Source organism: Stratiformator vulcanicus (assembly GCF_007744515.1).
GTDB classification, from domain to species: domain Bacteria; phylum Planctomycetota; class Planctomycetia; order Planctomycetales; family Planctomycetaceae; genus Stratiformator; species Stratiformator vulcanicus.
The window spans coordinates 998,492-1,017,306 of the sequence record NZ_CP036268.1 but is presented as its reverse complement, the minus strand read 5'-3'; the positions used below and the strand labels follow the sequence as shown (position 1 = coordinate 1,017,306).

Below are 18,815 nucleotides of genomic sequence, written 5' to 3'. Positions count from 1 at the left end.
AGAGTCCAGATTGGGAATACTCTCACCTTTGGCGACTCAACACTCAACGCGCTACAGCACTTTCTGCTGACGTTTTTCGACGATTCCGACTTCGTCGACCTTCAGGCCGAACTTTTCGCCGATTTTGACCGCCTCGCCCCGGCAGTAGCGCTGGTTGTTAACGTACAAGTCGAGCAGGTCTTCGCAGCTCTTGTTGAACATGATCAGTGAGCCGGGCGATAGGGCGAGCAGTTGCCTCAAATCGATCTTTTTTTCGGCAAGGCGGACGATGACTTGCACCGGTAGCTTCCGCAGCCGTTTTGCGCGCAGTTCGCCAGCCAGTTGCTCCGGTGTCTTCGGAGGTTCCGATTGCTGTTCGTCGGGATCAGATGCCGCTTGATCGTCGGGGTCCGGATCATCGCTGCTCGATGCCTCCACCTCGGCCGATTGGTCATGGTTTTCCACCGGGGCGGTTTCCGAGTCTTCCGTCGTCTCGTCGTCCCCGTCTGACGACGGCGTGCTGCTCTTCGAGCACGGGTAGAGAATGGCGATCGACGACTCATTCCCCTCGATGTTCAGCGGAATAATCGTGGCCTCGCCCGCCCGTTCATTGACCGCGGCCCTCAAGTCTTCAACAGACTCAGCCTGAGACGCCTCAGCTTCGGCGTCCTTCGGAAGCAGGTTGAGCGACCACTCCATCGCCAGCGTCTGGAGACGAGCCGACTGGCTCTCATCCGGATCGCTCAGCCAGTCTGGCAGCGGCAGCGAAGCGGGCACCAAAGCGACGACGGTCTCGTCCGACAGATCGATCGTGACCACTAACCCGGCCTCCGCCGGGATGTTCGCTTCCGCGCCTTCCGTAAAACTCGCTGTCTCGGATACTTCGAGAGCCCATTCCTCGTCAAAGCACTGGTTGAGCGATTCGGCAATGACAGTGATGTTCGCCCGGCACGCCGCAACGATGGCGTCGGCGTCTCGGTCGGGGGCTTCGGGCGAATCGGACATTCGTTGGCATGCTAAGGATTAAATTCGAGGCGTGCGGCCTCGTTCGAAGCGACATCGGCCTCTAAGATGGTGGATCGGCCAGATGACCGGAAAACTTCACCCGCTTTGCCACGCTCAACGCTCGCTGCGCTGTCGTCGTGGTCGGACGGAAAGCCTGATCTGATGAAAAGCTCTGATTGCTCCCGACGCGAACGTGCGGGTTGGCACTCGACGACCATTCTGACGGTGCGTCGCGGTGATCACGTGGCTCTCGGGGGAGACGGCCAGGTGACATTCAACAACACGGTCCTGAAGTCGGACACGCGAAAGATTCGCCCGATGCTCGACGGGAAGGTCCTCGTCGGGTTTGCGGGATCGACGGCGGACGCGTTCGCACTTCTCGAACGATTCGAATCGAAGGCGAAAGACTTTCCCGGCAACATTGTGCGGGCCGCGACGGAGCTGGCCCGCGACTGGCGAACCGACCGAGCGCTACGGAAGCTCGAAGCGATGATGGTCGTCGTCAACCCGGAGGTCACGCTGCTCCTTTCGGGAACCGGCGATGTCGTTCAGCCGACTGACGGAATCATTGGCATCGGCTCGGGCGGCTCTTACGCGACGGCAGCCGCACGGGCTCTGATGCGAAACACCGAATTATCGCCGGCCGAGGTCGTCCGGCAGTCGCTGGGGATTGCCGCGGAGATCGACGTGTATACTAATGAGAACATTCTGGTCGAGGAATTGGGCGCTTCCGCTGATGCGGCTGTGTAGTCTCGAGTACCGTCGACTGTCGCTGTTTTCGGTCCTGAAGCTTTATGGATAGATACATGACCATCGAATTACCGTCGGATGTCGAAGAACAGATCAATCGAGCGATTGCGAGCGGTGCATTCACCGACCCGATCCAAGTCATCCGAACTGCTCTTCGAAGTATGGATATTGACGACGAAACTCGTGCGGTTATGGAAGATGTCGAGGCGAGCCTCGCCGACGAGGCAGCTGGCCGAACTAGATCACTCGATGAAGTAACCGCGGATATCGAGTCTCAGCGAGGTTGGTCGGCTTCATGAGGTATCGGGTCAAGCTTTCTCAGCGGGCCGAACGTCAATTGCTTGAGGCCGTCGAATGGTACGAAGTCAATGCTCCGCAGTTCTCAGAGTCCTGGTACCGTTCGATACTGCAATCGATTGCGACGTTGGAGACCGACCCGCACCGCCTTCCACATGCGCGTGAAGATCATCACCTGCAAATGGAACTGCGGGAACTTCACTTTGGTTACCGGAAACGGATGACGCACCGGATCCTGTTTGTCGTCCGTGACGACGAGGTTCTGATTCGTTCAATCTGACACGTCGCCCAAGACGACATCGAAGAAACTGACTTTAACTGACCAATTATGCCGCAAGATTTAATTTCTGAATCCGACCTGACTCCCCGCCAAATTGTCGCCGAGTTGGATCGCCACATCGTCGGTCAGCAAGATGCAAAGCGGAGTGTCGCGATCGCGCTGCGCAATCGCCGGCGCTGGGCGAAGCTCCCGGCGGAAATGCGGCGGGAAATCGGCCCGAAGAACATTCTGATGATCGGCCCGACGGGTGTCGGCAAGACCGAAATCACCCGTCGGCTGGCGCGGATTATCGGTGCGCCGTTCGTGAAGGTCGAAGCGACCAAATACACGGAAGTCGGTTACTACGGACGCGACGTCGAAAGCATGATTCGCGATCTCGTGGACGCGGCCGTCAACCTAGTGGTCCGCAGTAAACGAGTTGAAGTTGAAGACGAGGCCCGCTTGAGAGCCGAAGATCGCCTGCTCGATCTCCTCCTGCCCGGGATGGAGCCACGCCCACTTTCGGCATCGGACGACGACGTCGAGCAGGAGCCGACATCGTCCGATGATGTACCTCCGAAGCACAGGACCCGAGAAAAGTTTCGGGAGATGCTTCGCAACGGCGAATTGGATCAACGCAAGGTCGAGATCTCGATCCGGCAAAAAGGCTCGCCCGTGCAGGTACTCTCGAACGCCGGCATGGATCAGATGGAGTTGCAGAATCTGTTCGAGCAACTGATGCCGAAGAAATCGAAGCGCCGGGAAGTCGAAGTCAAAAACGCCAAGGAGATTCTTTTCGAAGAAGAACTGGACGCGCTGACCGATACCGACGCAGTTCACGAAGAGGCGGTGAAGCTCGCCGAGTCGAGTGGAATCGTATTTGTGGACGAGATCGATAAGGTCGCCACCGGCAGTGACGGCGGACGCAGTGGATCAGACGTCTCCCGGCAGGGCGTGCAGCGAGATTTGCTGCCGATCGTCGAAGGGACCACCGTGCAGACCCGCTACGGCTCGCTGAAAACGGATGACATTCTCTTCATCGCCGCGGGAGCGTTTCATCAATCGAAACCGGCCGATCTGATGCCGGAATTGCAGGGGCGATTTCCGATTCGTGTCGAACTCGCAGACCTGACACGGGACGACTTTCTGCGTATCCTCACCGTTCCCCGCAACTCTCTCACGCGGCAATACGCGGCGTTGTTGGAGATCGATGGCGTGGAGCTTGAGTTCACCGACGACGGGCTGGAAGAATTGGCGTCGATCGCGCATCGCGTGAACCAGTCGACGCAGAACATCGGAGCGCGACGGCTTCACACCGTAATGGAGCGGTTGCTTGAGCAAGTCAGTTTCGACGCACCGGAGGAAGCTGGAGCAACAAAGGTCGATGTCGATTATGTGCGTCAGCGACTCGCCCCGGTGTTGGAGGATGAAGACCTGACCAAGTTTATTTTGTAGCACCGCGCTTCCCAGCACAGCCGAGCGGTTCCGGTCTCACTTTGAATTTTCACGCAGTCAATTTGCCATGTCGTTTTCTGATTTTCGCCCTCCCGGGCCGCTCGGCGCGTTATGGAACGCCGTGCGGGTCGAACGGTCGATGCCCTATACCCTGTTTACCTTCGGCGCGACCGATCTGCCTTATTTTCTGATCGTCGGCCCCGACTCCGATGACGGTTCAATCGCCGCGACAAGGGGAGAAATCCGGATCACGCGACCGTCGATCATCACCCCCGAGAACGCCGATCCCGAGTTCGAAGGCTTCTTCGAGGAAGGGGAGGGCGATTCGATGATCGAATTCCTCATGGCACGCGGGATCAGTTTCCCGAATGCCAAATTTTCGAATCAGTCTCGCAACGTCGACCTTTCCGGCGATGGCGTCGACGAGATCGTTGCCCGCCTGAAACAACGGCTCGACGATGAGGACGAAGATCGTGTCGCAATTCTCACCGCTCCGATGGGGCTCGGTGGCGTTGCGCTGCTGAAATACGCGGTCGAAAAGGCGATCGAGAGCGCGCCCGGCAATCTCAGCGAACTTCGGGACCGCGGATTTCTTAACTGAACACAAAGCGCTCTGGCGATGCTGGTTACTTTCCCGATTTTTTCGGGTCGCTTCCCCACCGGCAGATCGCGGCGCAAAATGGTCGATCATCAATTATTGGATAAGGAGTTTGATTCATGGCTGAATTGCCCGATCCGCTCGAGTTGAGAACCGCGGATCACCCCATCGAAGCACTGCTGCTCAAGCGTTGGTCTCCGCGAGCCATGGACGGCGGCGTCGTCACGGACGAGCACCTCGCGTCGCTGTTCGAGGCAGCCCGTTGGGCGCCCTCGACCTATAACGAGCAGGAGTGGCGATTCCTTTACGCCAGACGTGACTCCGAGCACTGGAAGACCTTCTTCGGCTTGTTGATGGAAGCCAACCAGGCTTGGTGCGACAACGCGTCGGACTTAATTGTGCTCTTATCAAAGAAGACCTTCGCCAAGAACGGGAAACCCAATCCGGTCCATACGCTCGATGCGGGAGCAGCGATGCAGAATCTTCTGCTGCAGGCCGCCTCGATGAATCTCGTCGCACATGCGATGGCCGGATTCGATCGAGGGAAAGCCCGAGCCCAACTCAGTATTCCCGACGACTACGAGGTTGAAGCAATGATCGCGATCGGTCGACCGGGTGACCCGGACGATTTACCGACCGAGTTGCAGGAACGAGAAGAACCTTCCGGACGAAACCCGATCGGCGACTTCGTTCTGGCCGGCCCGTTTGCCTTCGACACCTAGTCATGTCTTAAAGATGAAACCGGACGAGTTCGCCGCGAAGTAAGGCGGAACGATCACCAATTTTCAATTGAACTTATTAGTATTTTGGAGTTTCAAGCACGATGTTAAAAGCCGGTATTTTTCTTGATATTGAAAACCTGACTCGCAACGGCGGTTGGGGCATGCGTTACGAGGCGGCCATGGATCTGGTTGCGGCACAAGGAACTTCAATTTTGCGGGCCAACGCTTATATGACGGTCGACCGCCAGCGGATGGAGGAGGACGAACGTTACCGGGCAAAAATAGTATCGTATCACCAGGTCATCCGCCGCACGGGGTTTCGGCTCGTCCTGAAGCCGGTCAAGAAATATTTTGACGCGGAAGGCAACCAGCGATACGCGGGGAGCGCTGACCTCGAACTGGCCGTCGAGGCGCTGATGCAGTCGGACAACCTCGACTATGTCTTATTAGGCAGCGGCGACGGAGACTTTCTGCGGCTCGTGCGCGCCCTGCAGGATCGCGGCAAACGGGTTGACGTGATGGCATTCTCGAATTGCAGTGACGAACTGCGTGATGAGGCCGACAACTTCTACTCCGGACCGCTGATCCCGAATTTGCTGCCGCCTCGGGACGATGAGGGCACCCATCGCGGGTTTATGCACCATGTCGATGAAGAACGAGGCTTCGGCTTTCTGACGATCCTGACCGGCTTCGGAAAGACCGATTTTCGCGACGACGTCTTCCTGCACATCAATGAGTTTAGCGAGGACGGCGAACCGACCACGAACGCCCGATTTGCCGGGCTTCGCGACCGTCGTTCAATTATTGAATTCGATCTGGAGGAGCAAGGAGACGGTAAAGTTCGCGCGGTCGACGCCGTCGAATACGTTCCGCAACGGCAGGCCCCGACGCCACGACCGGTCGAAGTCGAAGTTTAATGTCGGCGGAGAATTGCCCGCGCAAACCTCATCGCCGACATTCAGCCTGATGTCCCATGCTTTTTAGGCATTAATCTCTATAGCACGAGGGACGACCGCTTTTCAGCGAGATCTTCCATGAACTGCTGAGTACGTCGGGTCAGCGTTTCGGGATTCGGAGCAAGCCCCGATAACAGCAGAGCGTTGTCATAGAGTTGTCGACCGCAATCTTTCACGAACGCCGCGTTCTGTTCATTTCCTGCTAGCACACTGAGCCGCTCGATTAACGGATGATTCGGATTTAACTCCAATATCTTTTTCATCGGCGGCATTCCGTCGGCGTTCGACATCGCCAGGATTTTCTGCATCTGCGTCGAAAGCGCACCTTCGGGCGTAACGAGCCGACAGGGGCTGTCGGCCAGAAGTTCCGTCGCCCGGACATCTTCGACTTCATTTTCGATCCCCGCTTGGAAGAGTTCGACGACTTTCTCGAACCCGGCCGGATGCTTCTTTTCGTCGCCGTCACTGCTTTGCGCTTCGTCGTCGCCTTCCTCACTCTCCGCTTTCTGCTGATCGCTTTCGGCGGGTAGTTTGACGTCAGCCGAATCAATGCTGACGAGTCGTTTTTCCTGAAACGTACCGAGATGAGCCGCCACAAACTCATCGACCGGATCGGTCAGATATAGAACTTCCAGACCTCGCTTCTTAAATATTTCAAGGCTCGGGCTATTACGGATCGACGCCATGTCGGCCCCGCCGATGAAGTAGATCTGCTCTTGGTCTTCCGGGGCGCGGCTCACGTAATCGTCGAGAGAGATCGGCTTCCCATCGACATCGTGTGAGGACCGGAATCGCAGCAGTGAAGCGAGTTTGTCGCGATTCTCAAAATCACCCGCGATGCCCTCCCGCAAGATCGAGCCGAATTCACCCCAGAACTCCAAGTACTGTTCCGGTTCCGACTTCGCCATCTTGGCCAAGTGGTCCAAGACCTTTTTGACCAGCACTTTGCGTATTTTGCGGAAGACGGTGTCGTCCTGCAGTGCCTGCCGACTCACGTTAAGCGGCAAATCGGCCGAGTCGACCAGACCGTAGATAAATCTGAGGTACTCCGGCAATAAATCCTTACAATCACTTTCGACAAGAACCCGCTTGGCACAGAGGCTTAAACCGTGCTCGCTCTTGCCGAAGCCAAGTTTCTCAAAATTTGATTGCGGCGCATAAAGTACGGCGTGAAACTGAAACGGCGAGTCGGCCGCGAGATGCAAATGCCACTGCGGTTTTTCATCACTGCGGTGCGACAGGTATTGATAGAACTTTTCGTATTGTTCATCGGTGACCTGCGACTTCGGCTCGACCCAGATCGGTCGCTGTTCATTCACACGTTCTTCGGCGACATAAATCGGATAGGGCACGAAAGTGCTGTACTTGCCGAGGACGTGTTTAATGTGCTCCGGTTTAAGAAACTCTGCGGTGTCTTCGCGGAGTTTTAATGTAATTGCGGTGCCGCGCGGGGTCTCGCCTTCGAGCGGCTCGATGGTGAAATTGCCCGTTCCGTCGCTCTCCCAGAGCAGCCCGCCGGCGGAGTCTTCCTGAAAACTACGCGTCCGAACTTCAACACGGTCAGCCAGCATGAAGGCGGAATAAAACCCGACCCCGAACTGCCCGATCAGCGATACGTCTTTCGCTTCATCACCCGAGAGCTTCGACAGAAAGTCGAGCGACCCACTGTGAGCGATCGTGCCGAGATTGCCGACCAATTCGTCCCGCGTCATCCCGATGCCGTTGTCGCGGATGGTTAGCGTTTTGGCTTCTTCATCGAGTTCGACATGAATGGCCAATTCGGCCTCGTCCCGCACTGTTTCATCGGAGAGCGCAACGTGCCGAAACTTGTCGAGTGCATCGGATGCATTCGAGACCAGTTCGCGAACCGCGACCTCTTTATTCTGGTAAAGCGAATGGCTCAGCAGGTGCAACAACCGGCTGACTTCGGCTTGGAATGTAAACTGCTCAGGCTGTGTGGTTTCTGTACTCATTTCAATTCCTCGTATTTCTTAATTCAGAAAGTCAAATGTTCGACATTTGCGATCAATTCAGTTTGTCTGGGTCGAGCAGTGCCTGCCCCGGTCCCCGCACCCGAGCGACATGCACGATCCCTGCGTCGACAAAGAAAAAAACTTGGTAAATTTTTCCGCGGCGGGTCTTAAACGGAGCCGTCCGAATCTGAAACTCGAATTCAGCATGATCGACAACTGGGAATGACATCGCTTCGTCGCCAAGGCGACGGAGAAGTTCGTCATATGCCCGAAGCCAGGCTGCAGATCCCCGGCGTGACCTTGCATGAATCCATGAGGCAATCTGCCTTTTGTCATTTCGCGCACGTCGCAATTCGACAACCGGAAGACGGCCCATCACTCACCGATTCCCAGTTCCGCTCGGAGCGTCGCGGAGTGTTCACCGGCTATTGTCCCGCGATCGCCCTCTTTGTAGTCTTTGATCGCTTCTTTGACCGCACTAACATCTTTGCCGACAGACATCGAACTGGGGTTCTCGAAGCGCCATTGGTCCAGCAACTCTTCCAACGAAAGCTCGGCGGAATCGTTCAATAGCCGGTTCGAGGCAAACTCGTGAAATTGCCGTAGTTCTTCGCTGACTGTCATCAGGGATTTCCTCCGTTGCCAAACAATTCTCGGTCCCCAATATACGCCTCTACGGAAGCTGGCACCATATACCGGATGCTCCTTCCGTCGCGTACCCGTCGGCGTATGTCCGTCGCGGACAGGTCGATCTGCGGCATGTTGATGATGTGAATGCGGTCGGCGAGATCATCGCCCCAAACCTGCTTCACCTTGTCGCGATCGAGCGATATGCCGCCCGGCCGACCAACTGCGGCGACCGTCGCCAATTTCAATATTTCCTGCGGCTCTCGCCACGCCGCCAGATACGCCAGCGAGTCGGCCCCCATCAGAAAATAAAGCGATGCATCTGGCTGCTCGGCCTTGATCTCGCGCAATGTTTCGATCGTATAACTCGGCCCCACCCGCTTCAGTTCTCGGCGATCGACCACGAAGTCGGGATTTCCCGCGGTCGCAAAGTCGAGCATTTCAGCCCGGGCCTTCCCGTCCGACAGCCCGAGCCGATCCTTATGCGGCGGGTCGCCCGCCGGCACAAATCGTACTTCGTCCAATTCCAATTGCTCCCGGCACTGCTCGGCCAGAAGCAGGTGACCGAAATGGACCGGATCGAAAGTGCCGCCGTAGATACCGAGTTTCATCGCGTGGCGGAGGGGGTGAAGTCGAAGAGTGCCGGTTAATTCCGATCATCTTGACGAACGCCGTTGCAGGCGACAAGAACACGCCGCCGAAACCGGACCGCCTTCTTCGGTATTTTCTGACACGGCAGTGCTTTACTGACGATTGCGTAGTTTAGAACTCGCCGATGACGTCGCCGTCGTTTCGCTGACCGAGGATCCGCCACAGACCGAGGTCGATGTTCTCGCTCATGAAATGGGCCGAGCCGTCCATCAGCAGCGATTGCACCCCGCCGACGTGATAACTACGTGACGTGACGGCGGCATACGTGGGCTCATCGCACGACTTCCCCTCGCGGCAGTTCGTGAAGTCGCCGTCGCGAATCGCAGGGCTGCCCGCACTTCCGGTCCCTTCAATCGGCACGAACGAATTCGGCGGCAGCGCGACCGTGAAGCCGGTCTGGTGGACGCGTCCGTCAACCCATTCGGTATGTCCCGTTCCATTGCCGATTTCACTGCCTTTGACCTTGGTGGCATCTCCGGTCGTTTGGCCCGAGACGAGACTCAAGGTTGCCGGACCTGTACCTGGGAGGGTCGTCGGCTCCGGCAAGGCGTCGGTGTCTCGTAGGTAAGGGGTCCAAGCTTTTACTTCTGAAAAGCAAAGCGTATTGCTCGTCCCGTCAGTGAACTCGGCGGTCGACCACTTCGCGTTGGGAGCGAAGGCTCCGTTGCCTCTGGCAAAACTGTCGTTGTCCCATACGAACCACGTGCCCATGTTGGCTCCGTAGCTGGTCGGGTAATGCTCGGTTCCCCTCGGCCGGTCTCCGATATCACTGGGGCACTGGAACAGGCCGACTTTGGTGTTCGCGATATTTCCATTCGCGGCGTCGTCGTAGGGAAGGGACAAGTCGGCCAAGCGATAGAGATTCGCCTCTTCGACAAAGGGCAGGATTCGGGCGTGGACCGACCATTGCCCGCCGTTACCTGTCGAGGTGCCGTTCGGCAGGCAAAACGACGGCGGCAGGTATGAGTTGACGTCGAGGTAATTGTGAAGAGCGAGGCCGATCTGCTTCAAATTGTTTTTGCACTGGCTCCGCCGTGCGGCTTCGCGGGCTTGCTGGACGGCAGGCAGAAGCAATGCGATCAACACCGCAATGATCGCGATGACCACAAGCAATTCGATCAGCGTGAAGGCAGTACGTTTCATGGCAGGGCTCCGGAGGCCTTCGATCGACCGGGAGAGCGGATCGATCGACTGTCAGTATGGGAACGGCCGGAGTAGTGTGGCTGGCGGGAGGCTGGCGAACTCGGCAAGGATTGAGACTCAGTCTCAAGGAATCGTAGGGTAGTGGCCGCTCATATCGAAAACAAGCCCGCAGCGCCAGCAAGGGACACCTTTACCAATTCTCGAATGCTCTAAATCATTTTAGGGACCGGGATTGTGTTCGGGTGCGGGGCATTGGTCTCGGACCTCGAGGTTTCTGACGATTTCCGCTGGTACTCGCTGCCGGGCTAGCAAAAATGACTGCGGCCAACTGCAGACGAGGCGACGCTCGTCGCAAGCCGCTGCTTGATCTGTCCGGTCACCGGCGTTCGCGGAAACCGCTTACCGACCGAACCGCTTGCGGACCCGTTGGAGCATGGCTTGCTCCAGCGCGAAGTCGCGACCCTGGTAAATCCAGCCGCGGGGGACCGTCGTGTCGTCGACGAGATCAAGGTCACGACGGAGTTCCTGGCGAGTCTGGAAGGTTTCGCCACCCACCGTCGATCGCCCGACGGGACGAACGTCTTCGAGCTCTTTGATCGATTCGACCCCGACCAGATAGCCTCCCTGCGTGGGGGCTACAGTCACAATTGCCTTGCGACGGATCGATTGGAGTGTGCTTTCGAGTCGATTGGTGAAGCCGACCGAGTCTTTGTTCCAAGGCTCAAGCAACCCGGAGCCGATGCGATACTCCGTTTCGATCACGCCGTCGAGTTTGTTCTCGCGGGCGACGGGAAAGCGAAAATCATGGATCGCATCGACGGTCCGCTCCCAAGCGACCTCACTGTTTCCGCAGGGCACGAAGACCGGGTTCGAGACCGTCTCTTTATCGAACAGCGCGCACCCTGAGCCCCATAGGCACAAAAGCAGCGCGATCGGTAGGAAAGAGCGGTCCATCGTGCCGGGTTTTTCGCACTTTCGGCGATCTACGTGAAGGCGAATTCGAACTTCCGTCATTTGATGAAGGCCGGAGATCGCGGGTCGCAGTGAAGGGCGGCCGTCGAGCGATTATTTTCTCCGAGGGTGACGCGTGCGGCCGAAGTGGTCCTCAAGCTGCAAGTGCAGGTCGAGTTCCCGCTTTCGCGAATCTTCGATCGAGTAGTCACGTTCGCCGTCGATTACGCGATACACATTCCAACCGTCGGGGCCGAGGTACAGCTTGCGTTGCTCGGCCAGGTTCAAAGGCCGGGCACCGACCCGGCCGAACACGGCAATCTGGTTGCCCGATTCGTCGACAGCCCGGTCTCGATCGAGCGCCTCACCGATCGCGTAGGCGTGCCCGCCTTCGGGAATCGGATAGGTGGCAACGAGCTGCGGGGTCGGCCGGACGTAAAACCCGCCATTGCCCGGCGTGTTCGGCGACGTCAGTTGCACGATTCGCATCCCGTTCTTGCCGTCGGCGAGATAGGCGAATTCACTCGAATAGGTGATGCCGAGCTTCACGTCGTGCAGGTCGTTGATGGACCCGCCGGCCGTATAAACCTGATCGACAAACGGTCGCTCTGGATTGGTCACATCGATGATATAGAGACCATGCTTGCCGCAGGCGGCATAAGCGTAGTTGCGGGCGACGTAGACGGAATGAGCGTGGGGAAGTGCCAACGACGCGACCGGCTTCGGATCATCAATAAAGGTCGTGTCAAAGACCTTCAATCCTTCGTGGTCGACGGCGAAACCGTAGCGGAACTGGACCTCAAAGCTCTTCGGATGTTCGACGACATCGTGGCCGAGCACCTTCTTGACCTTCGGGTGCAACGGGTCTTCTATATCGACGACGACAATCCCGGCATCGCAGCACACATAAATGTAGTGCCCGACGACGGTCGCCGACTTCGCCCCGCACAGCAGTCCGCCCGGATTAAAGACGGCATCCTTCTTCACGAAGTTGTTTAGCGGATCACCGTCGATCAACGTTGCGATCCCGATGATGACTAACCCTTCGTACTTGTCGGTCGCGTAGACGAAACCGTAGTACAACGGGATTGGATCTTCAAAATTCTTCGGGAAGTGGTTCCGGGTCGGATCAGGAGCCAGAGTCGTCGGCACGGCGATGCTGGTGGCATATTTTGTATCGACGTGGAATCGCTGGCCCAGAGGCGAGAACGGAGCGGTCGTGATCCGCTCGCTAAATCCTTTGTTATCAATGAAGGCGACGTCGAAGAAGCGGACACCGTCTTCGCCGCACGCGGCGTAACAATATTCCCCTCGCGGCTGCACATCGAGAATTTCCGGTTCGTACCACGGTCGCAGGTACTCATCCTTCACGTCAACGCCGGGGTGCTCGTGGGCTTCTTCAAGCACGCGGCCGTGCTCGACGTGCTTTTTATAATGTTCCGGGAAGGCGAGCTTGTGGAGGCTGCTACCGAAGACGGCCTGCGGCTCATCACGCTCGGTCGCGATGACCGCGAACAGTCCGTGATCTTTCGCGGCGACCCAGCAGTACCGGCCCATGAAATTCAGGTAATTCGTCCCCTGCATCGTCAACTGAGCCATTAAGGCATTGTTGTCATTGGCTGCCGAAACATGGCAGTCGGTGCAGGTTTTCGTCTCTTCCTTACCGCGGACAGTGTGTGGCACGTTCGTGCTGAACGCGATACCGCTATAGCCTTCAGATGAGATCGTCTGCTGCTGCGTGTAAATCGCCTCACGTTTGTCGTTGTAAGAAGTCACATGAATGGCACAGGAAGACCGCGACGGATTAATCCGATTACCGGTGACGTTCCCGTCTTTTGCCAGCATATAGACATCATCGCGGAGCGTCTGGAAGTTGTAAGACACGTAGTTGCGTGTGACGTCGCCTTCGTTGTGCAATTCGGGGGTCTTAATATTGGCCCGCTGCGGGAGATGGCAGCCGTAACAACTCGGATTCCAGGAAGAGTGGCACGCGATGCAGCTCATCCGCGTGGTGCTGTGCGCACACTTCTCGGGATCGTTCGGCATGTCGCCCCAGGCGAAGCGGCCTCCTTCATCAAATCGCACGGTTTTCGCCAGTGCCGAACGAGCGTTGTAATCTTCATGGGCGGGATCAAGCGTGTCGACGACCTGGCTGATCTCCCAACTCAAACCCGGTTCAACCATTGAATTCTGAACGACTTTGCCGTCGCCGCGAACCTCGAATCTAGGCTTCCCGAAGGGAGTTCGCATTGCGGTCAACTCCCGGCCATCGGGCACCATGCCGGGGCGTTCTTTCGCAGCGGGGCCGGACGTGAATATCTTCGGACGCTGGCCTTCGGGCCAACGGGCCGGCTTCCCATCGACGAGTTCATATGCCCGGCCCTGTGAAGTGCCGTGGCAGTTGCGGCACTCAATTTCAATGGCAGCCCGTACTTCGCCGTAGAGTTTCGTATTGCCGTGCATATCCTGAACGAAGTGGCAATCGACGCAGTGGAGGCCTTTTTCAAGGTGGACGTCGAGCAGGTGGACCGGGACATCATGCCAAGCGCTCTTAAATTCCTCCTCGGCTTGCTTGACGAGATTCAAGTCTGGGACATCTTTATAAAGCTGACGCACTTCAAGCGGCTTCTCGACGGCGAGCCCCAATTTCTCGGCTGAGATATTGCTGACTGCGTCGTTCTTGTAGTCGATCATCCGACCGTGCCGGTCTTTTTTATAGACGGCGCGAAAGACCCAGCCATGACCGTGGAAGTCACCGAATTGTGTCTTGTCGAGATAGGGGTTCAGGTCGGTAAGATTCTTAAGGAATTCGGGGTTGCGCCATTTGCCTCGCAGCGTCGCTTCATTGGGGTCGGACATCTGTCCGTTGACGACTTCTTCCGCACTGAGATGGGGTTGCTCGTGCGGATACATCATCTCGCCTTCGGTCTCCAGGTCCCACCACATGAAGCCCAGATAGCTGTTCATGACGGTCGTGCCGGGGTGAATGTGGCAGACCATGCACTGGCTGGAGGGGATTCCGCTTGTGAAGCGGTGTTCGATCGGGTGTCCCGATTCATGTGGAGGAATCGTCGGATCGACGACCTGCACGATGTCATCGGGCGCATCGGCCCGAGTGCCGTCGTTTCCGTACCGAGCGTACGGTCCCGAATTCACGACCGAGCGGTCATTGGCATAGATGATATGGCACGAAGTGCATCCGCTGGAGCGGTAATCGCCCGGATGATCGTTGGTGCCCAAAAAGTTAAGCGTCGGGTCGAGCAGTCGCGTCTTCGCAAGACCGATGAAGACCGGATCAGTCCGGTTGAGGGTTCCCAAACCACGATTGCTGACGCGTTGCCGCGGCCGTCCCGGTTCTTCAAGGCGTTCCGGAATGCCGACCTCGGGTTTAAACCGCCCGCCGCGTTCAAAAATTCGCAGCACGTTGCCGGGTTGCGTGATCTGATAGCGAGGCAGTGGATCAAGTGTCGGCAGGATGCCCTTGTATGCGGTTTCTTCGGGTGTCGGCGGAGGGATCGTCTGGAGCCGCTGCGGGGCTCCGTTCATGCTGTAGCTCTCACCATACAATGACCATTTCGACGGTGAAGCGCCGTTGTTGTAGAGGGCTGCCCCCCACAGCATACAGCCGTGGGTCATCATGCTTTTGCGGACTTCGAGTACCGAGCGCTCGTGACAGCCCGACGTTCCGCAACTGATATGGGCGACGCGAAGGTCGCCCGGATTCACGAAGCGGACGAACTCGGGCCGCTCGTGATTGAGTAGCGTATAAGAGCGGACCGGATTCGCCGAGCCGGCCCAGGCCTGCGGAAGTCGCGCCCGAACGTGGGCCGCGGCGATCGTATGTGCGTTCGGATCGCCCCCGTGACAATCGCAGCAACCCAGGTGGAAGCTGAGCGGTTTATGAGGTTGCTTGTGCGGATCGTGGGCATTCTTGTGACAGACGATACAGCCGTGGCTCTTTGCGTGGGCCTGCTGGGCCGTTTGCTTCATTAATTCGATGCCAACGTATTCAGGCGGCATCGGATAGGGGTCGTAGCTGCCATCGAACGGGGCGTCGTCGTTGACGACTTCCGGGAGAAGAATTTCACTGCCGGTGTCTGGTTCCCCGTTCGCGGGGCCGGGGGCCGGAGGCTGAATCGCAGGAGCGACTCGCAGACGGGGCGGCGCAGGAGGTCCCCCGTCGCCGACGGTGACTCGCCCCGGTTCTTCGGCGGCAGAAAGATCAGGGCTGCGGAACTGCAGATCGATCCAAACGACGGCCGCCCAGGCACACAAACCGAGCAGCGCCAACTTAAAGTGAACACGCCGGTTTGATCTCTTCATACCCAGGCATCCGTGCGAAAGTCATTACTTGCTGGGAGAGCGGTCGTCGAAATCCAGTGCGCAGCAGACGCCGCCTGATGAGGCCGCCACAGGATCAGATAACCCGACCCGACGGATCAGTAGACGAAAATGCCTGTCACGAAGGCCATCGAAAGCAGATCGAGTTCCGGATCGGAACTGTTCTCAAGTGTGAATGGATCATACTTTCCGAACAGGTCTTTCATTCCGTTCCCGGGAACGAGAGACGCCCAGCCCGCTTCGATGATAATGTTGTCACTCAGGAGCGGTCGATATTCGATACCAATGCTCAGGTCAACACCGATCTCGCGGGCGATATCGTCTTGGAACGTGTAGGTTTCGAGCACGTCCGTCTTGTCGAACATCAAGTAGCTGGCGTTTGTGATCATCCGGAGCTTCGGCGTAATTTCGAAGTCCATGCCGGCGTTGAAGATGAAGATACCGGGGTTCACGTGATTCGCCTGCCCCTGAATCTTGCTGGAGCGAAGCGTCGGGGAAAGACTCTCCCGCTGGCTCAACGCGGCTCCGAAAAGGCGAATCTCCTGCCGCTGCCAATAGCTGAACTCGCCCCCGGCAAACTGCGGTTGATCGAGGATCGAATCGAAGCCGGTCGCGGTGGAGTTATCCGCATTGCCGTCACCGGAAGAGTGGAAGAACGACCCGCGGAACCGGACCCAATCGCGGTCGTAAGACAGTTCCAATGCCATCATATAGGCGCGAATCTCCTGCTCGGTACCCGCGATAGGATTGCAGGAATCCTCACCGAACACGTAGTAGAACGCGTTCGAGACGTTGTACTTACCCATGTGGCCGTCGCCGGTGAAGCCGAGGTAGGCCGTCGTCACCCGGTGTTCTTTAAAGATACCGGTCGGATCGGGCCGGACGAGAAAGCCATTGTCATCGAATTGCGTGCTCGGCCCGTCATTGTTGACGTGAATACTGGTGTTAGCCGTATAGCCGGGATAGACAAAGTCCTGACGGTAATAATTCGCGACAAAGACCTGCTGGTCGCGACGAGAGAATTCATTGAGCAACTGCGCGTTTGTGTTCTTCTCCAATTGGTCGAAGAACACGATGTTAAACTGATCTCGGTTTGCGTTGCGAGTTCCGAACAGCCGCACGCCCTGGTTGATATCGTTAAAAATGAACCCCCGGAAGTCGCTTTGGAAGGGCTGACTGCCGATCCGCATTGACATGAAGTCGTAGTGCGGGCTGAGGTCCGCGAGCTTTGCTTCGACGAAGTATTCCTGCAGCGTAATGATGTCGTCATAACGCGTCGTTCCGTCGCGAACGTCCGGACCGACGACCGCGAGTTCGTTGACGTCGAGATAGTTGAGATTGACCGCCGGAGTAAGCCGGACCATCCAGTCGATCGGTTTGAACCCGGCGTTGCCGTGGAACAATTCGGTCCGCAGGAACAGAAAGTTCGTCGTCAGGAACTGGGTCGGGTCGCCGAAGAACTGGAACTGACCTGCATCAACGGTGCTCTCGAAAGGGGTCGTCGGCGTCGGCAGTTCCCGATACTCGTTGATCATCAGCAGTTCGGCTTCCACGTTGAAAAACGTGTGCTGGCCAATGATCGGGTAGTCACCCTTGAGCACGTTTTGATTGTAAGGATCCCACCACCGACCTTCGGTGTACGGGTAACGTGTCACCGTGTCAGGTTCTTCGGCGTACCGATTCCACTCCGGAAAACCATGCCGCCAGCGATCCTCGACCGGTTGGAAGTGGCTGCTCGTTTGCGGCTCGGTCGGTTGTACGCCGGTCGGCCCGGCAAAGCCGAGCGTCGGGAAGAACGGAATCGAACGAATGGGCCGATCAAGGATAGACGACGGCAACACGTCGTCCTGTATAGGGGGCGGATTCAACGGTGTGTCAAGCACCGGCGGAAAGATGTCTTCCGCTAATAACCTTGGACGCCCGGCGGGGACCGTCGATGCCGGTGATAGATCGAAGATTGCTTCGAAGTCGTCGGAGTCTGCCGTCGGATCGTATTCGGGAGCATCGATCCGGCGCGGGGCCGGTGGCACGATGCCGCTGTAAGCCGTCTGCGAAACGCCGCTGCGGATGTGTTCCGCAGCCGGTCGTCCTGAATCACCAAGCCGTAACACCGCCGCACCCGATCGCCCGGCGTCATCGGTTGGTTGGTTCATGAATTGGTGACTCGCTCGCGCTCTCGCCGCTGATGCACTCGCATTTGAAACAGCGGTGTCCGTTCGAGAGCGAATCGGATCAGCGAACGGATTTGCCCGACGTGATCGACCGCCGAATTCAAATGAGATCGATTCAGCATCCGAGGAAGCGGTCGTCGACTCGAGCCGGTCTTCCCAGTCCGATAGAAGCAGGCGAGCTGTCCCGCGCGTGATGGCGTCGGGATCATTGTCTGAGAGTTCTTCGACTCGACGCATCAAGGCCGGGGTCGGCGTAAACTGCTTCAAACTCCGGACCGCCGTTCGTCGGACGTTTGCAGACTCGGAGTCCAAGAGCTTCATGACATCGAACGACACGGCCGGGGTCTCAGGGGCCGGAAGAGCCGCGTTAGTTTCTCGGTGACGACTGAAACTTCGAGGCGGGCCGCTGATCTTGTCAGCGGTCGACGTGCGGTCCGGGCGGACTTCCTCGTTCTTTGAGATCGACACTTCTGAAGTCGTTACTTCTGACTTCACTGCCTTAACCGACTGAGTCGACTCAGGCAGACTCGCCCATGTGTCGTCAGGAATCAGAAATTGATCGCCGCCGATTGCGATCGAGGGGAAAATCAGCGCGGCCAAGGCGTAGATCGCCCAAAGATTCCGGCCGGACCTCTTGCCGTTAAATGCGCGTTCATCACGAATCGACCGGGAGGTTTCCACGAATGACGGCGGATGCGGCCTTCGGTTCGAACGGAATCTTTCCGTGCGTCCGTTCGCGCCGTTCCGCGTTGCGATTTGATGAGCGTCATTCATCTGATCGGACTCGCTCTTAGTGAACGTCGCGACAAAATTTGAGTTATCTACGGAATGCGGTGCGGAACGCGGGTGAGTCTGCGAACAGCGGTATTGTGCAATGTCGTTTGTTGAGAGCCGTCCCCGGCAGTACCCGAATCGACTAGCGAAGAGTCATCGGGGA

16 protein-coding genes are annotated in these 18,815 nt (G+C 57.6%); 7 read left to right on the top strand and 9 right to left on the bottom strand.

The window, feature by feature from the left end:
• Nucleotides 1-51 precede the first annotated feature (51 nt).
• Entirely contained in the window at nucleotides 52-984 is a 933-nt protein-coding gene (locus Pan189_RS03770; RefSeq protein WP_145362630.1) for a FliM/FliN family flagellar motor switch protein, read from the bottom strand.
• Nucleotides 985-1,146: 162 nt separating this feature from the next.
• Here Pan189_RS03770 and hslV point away from each other — a divergent pair, with 162 nt between their 5' ends.
• The 7 genes from hslV to Pan189_RS03735 all read left to right on the top strand — a co-directional run bounded on the left by hslV (nucleotide 1,147) and on the right by Pan189_RS03735 (nucleotide 5,982).
• Nucleotides 1,147-1,734 carry an ATP-dependent protease subunit HslV gene (hslV, locus tag Pan189_RS03765; protein WP_145362629.1) on the top strand — a complete coding sequence of 196 codons (588 nt, stop codon included), beginning with the start codon at nucleotides 1,147-1,149 and terminating at the stop codon, nucleotides 1,732-1,734.
• A gap of 56 nt (nucleotides 1,735-1,790) precedes the next feature.
• Nucleotides 1,791-2,033, top strand: a complete 243-nt coding sequence (locus Pan189_RS03760) for a hypothetical protein (RefSeq protein ID WP_145362628.1) — start codon at nucleotides 1,791-1,793, stop codon at nucleotides 2,031-2,033.
• Nucleotides 2,030-2,311, top strand: coding sequence for a type II toxin-antitoxin system RelE/ParE family toxin (locus Pan189_RS03755; protein WP_145362627.1), 282 nt, complete (start codon nucleotides 2,030-2,032; stop codon nucleotides 2,309-2,311). Before Pan189_RS03760 ends, Pan189_RS03755 begins: the two co-directional genes overlap by 4 nt.
• 48 nt (nucleotides 2,312-2,359) lie before the next feature.
• Nucleotides 2,360-3,745 (top strand): ATP-dependent protease ATPase subunit HslU, encoded by a 1,386-nt coding sequence (gene hslU / locus Pan189_RS03750; RefSeq protein WP_145362626.1) that lies wholly within the window; start codon nucleotides 2,360-2,362, stop codon nucleotides 3,743-3,745.
• A gap of 67 nt (nucleotides 3,746-3,812) precedes the next feature.
• A complete protein-coding gene (locus tag Pan189_RS03745; protein ID WP_145362625.1) occupies nucleotides 3,813-4,346 on the top strand; it encodes a hypothetical protein in 534 nt (177 codons plus the stop codon).
• 116 nt (nucleotides 4,347-4,462) lie between these two features.
• Nucleotides 4,463-5,065, top strand: coding sequence for a nitroreductase family protein (locus tag Pan189_RS03740; RefSeq protein WP_145362624.1), 603 nt, complete (start codon nucleotides 4,463-4,465; stop codon nucleotides 5,063-5,065).
• A 101-nt stretch (nucleotides 5,066-5,166) separates the two neighbouring features.
• Entirely contained in the window at nucleotides 5,167-5,982 is an 816-nt protein-coding gene (locus Pan189_RS03735; RefSeq protein ID WP_145362623.1) for a LabA-like NYN domain-containing protein, read from the top strand.
• A gap of 77 nt (nucleotides 5,983-6,059) precedes the next feature.
• Here Pan189_RS03735 and htpG read toward each other — a convergent pair whose 3' ends face one another.
• The 8 genes from htpG to Pan189_RS03700 form a co-directional block, all read right to left on the bottom strand.
• The gene (gene htpG, locus Pan189_RS03730; RefSeq protein ID WP_145362622.1) at nucleotides 6,060-7,994 is read right to left on the bottom strand and encodes a molecular chaperone HtpG; all 1,935 of its coding nucleotides are present in this window, start codon (nucleotides 7,992-7,994) and stop codon (nucleotides 6,060-6,062) included.
• Between the two features lie 52 nt (nucleotides 7,995-8,046).
• Nucleotides 8,047-8,223 (bottom strand): hypothetical protein, encoded by a 177-nt coding sequence (locus Pan189_RS21205; protein ID WP_310821047.1) that lies wholly within the window; start codon nucleotides 8,221-8,223, stop codon nucleotides 8,047-8,049.
• Nucleotides 8,224-8,369: 146 nt separating this feature from the next.
• Nucleotides 8,370-8,618: a hypothetical protein gene (locus Pan189_RS03725; protein ID WP_145362621.1), complete on the bottom strand. Its 249-nt coding sequence runs from the start codon at nucleotides 8,616-8,618 to the stop codon at nucleotides 8,370-8,372.
• Nucleotides 8,618-9,232: a nicotinate-nucleotide adenylyltransferase gene (gene nadD / locus Pan189_RS03720; protein WP_145362620.1), complete on the bottom strand. Its 615-nt coding sequence runs from the start codon at nucleotides 9,230-9,232 to the stop codon at nucleotides 8,618-8,620. Before nadD ends, Pan189_RS03725 begins: the two co-directional genes overlap by 1 nt.
• 151 nt (nucleotides 9,233-9,383) lie before the next feature.
• Complete coding sequence (locus Pan189_RS03715; protein ID WP_145362619.1) at nucleotides 9,384-10,415, bottom strand: DUF1559 domain-containing protein; 1,032 nt, start codon at nucleotides 10,413-10,415, stop codon at nucleotides 9,384-9,386.
• 399 nt (nucleotides 10,416-10,814) lie between these two features.
• Nucleotides 10,815-11,369, bottom strand: a complete 555-nt coding sequence (locus Pan189_RS03710; RefSeq protein WP_310821046.1) for a hypothetical protein — start codon at nucleotides 11,367-11,369, stop codon at nucleotides 10,815-10,817.
• A 111-nt stretch (nucleotides 11,370-11,480) separates the two neighbouring features.
• Nucleotides 11,481-15,689 (bottom strand): LVIVD repeat-containing protein, encoded by a 4,209-nt coding sequence (locus Pan189_RS03705; protein ID WP_310821044.1) that lies wholly within the window; start codon nucleotides 15,687-15,689, stop codon nucleotides 11,481-11,483.
• A 116-nt stretch (nucleotides 15,690-15,805) separates the two neighbouring features.
• Nucleotides 15,806-18,652, bottom strand: coding sequence for a HEAT repeat domain-containing protein (locus Pan189_RS03700; RefSeq protein ID WP_145362618.1), 2,847 nt, complete (start codon nucleotides 18,650-18,652; stop codon nucleotides 15,806-15,808).
• Nucleotides 18,653-18,815 lie beyond the last annotated feature (163 nt).

Coding starts and splice junctions, on each gene's coding strand:
- hslU (WP_145362626.1), top strand. CDS start 2,360: ATGCCGCAAGATTTAATTTCTGAATCCGACCTGACTCCCCGCCAAATT.
- Pan189_RS03715 (WP_145362619.1), bottom strand. CDS start 10,415: ATGAAACGTACTGCCTTCACGCTGATCGAATTGCTTGTGGTCATCGCG.
- Pan189_RS03770 (WP_145362630.1), bottom strand. CDS start 984: ATGTCCGATTCGCCCGAAGCCCCCGACCGAGACGCCGACGCCATCGTT.
- Pan189_RS03755 (WP_145362627.1), top strand. CDS start 2,030: ATGAGGTATCGGGTCAAGCTTTCTCAGCGGGCCGAACGTCAATTGCTT.
- Pan189_RS03725 (WP_145362621.1), bottom strand. CDS start 8,618: ATGACAGTCAGCGAAGAACTACGGCAATTTCACGAGTTTGCCTCGAAC.
- Pan189_RS03745 (WP_145362625.1), top strand. CDS start 3,813: ATGTCGTTTTCTGATTTTCGCCCTCCCGGGCCGCTCGGCGCGTTATGG.
- Pan189_RS03740 (WP_145362624.1), top strand. CDS start 4,463: ATGGCTGAATTGCCCGATCCGCTCGAGTTGAGAACCGCGGATCACCCC.
- Pan189_RS03710 (WP_310821046.1), bottom strand. CDS start 11,369: ATGGACCGCTCTTTCCTACCGATCGCGCTGCTTTTGTGCCTATGGGGC.
- htpG (WP_145362622.1), bottom strand. CDS start 7,994: ATGAGTACAGAAACCACACAGCCTGAGCAGTTTACATTCCAAGCCGAA.
- Pan189_RS03700 (WP_145362618.1), bottom strand. CDS start 18,652: ATGAATGACGCTCATCAAATCGCAACGCGGAACGGCGCGAACGGACGC.
- nadD (WP_145362620.1), bottom strand. CDS start 9,232: ATGAAACTCGGTATCTACGGCGGCACTTTCGATCCGGTCCATTTCGGT.
- Pan189_RS21205 (WP_310821047.1), bottom strand. CDS start 8,223: ATGTCATTCCCAGTTGTCGATCATGCTGAATTCGAGTTTCAGATTCGG.
- Pan189_RS03705 (WP_310821044.1), bottom strand. CDS start 15,689: ATGAAGAGATCAAACCGGCGTGTTCACTTTAAGTTGGCGCTGCTCGGT.
- Pan189_RS03735 (WP_145362623.1), top strand. CDS start 5,167: ATGTTAAAAGCCGGTATTTTTCTTGATATTGAAAACCTGACTCGCAAC.
- Pan189_RS03760 (WP_145362628.1), top strand. CDS start 1,791: ATGACCATCGAATTACCGTCGGATGTCGAAGAACAGATCAATCGAGCG.
- hslV (WP_145362629.1), top strand. CDS start 1,147: ATGAAAAGCTCTGATTGCTCCCGACGCGAACGTGCGGGTTGGCACTCG.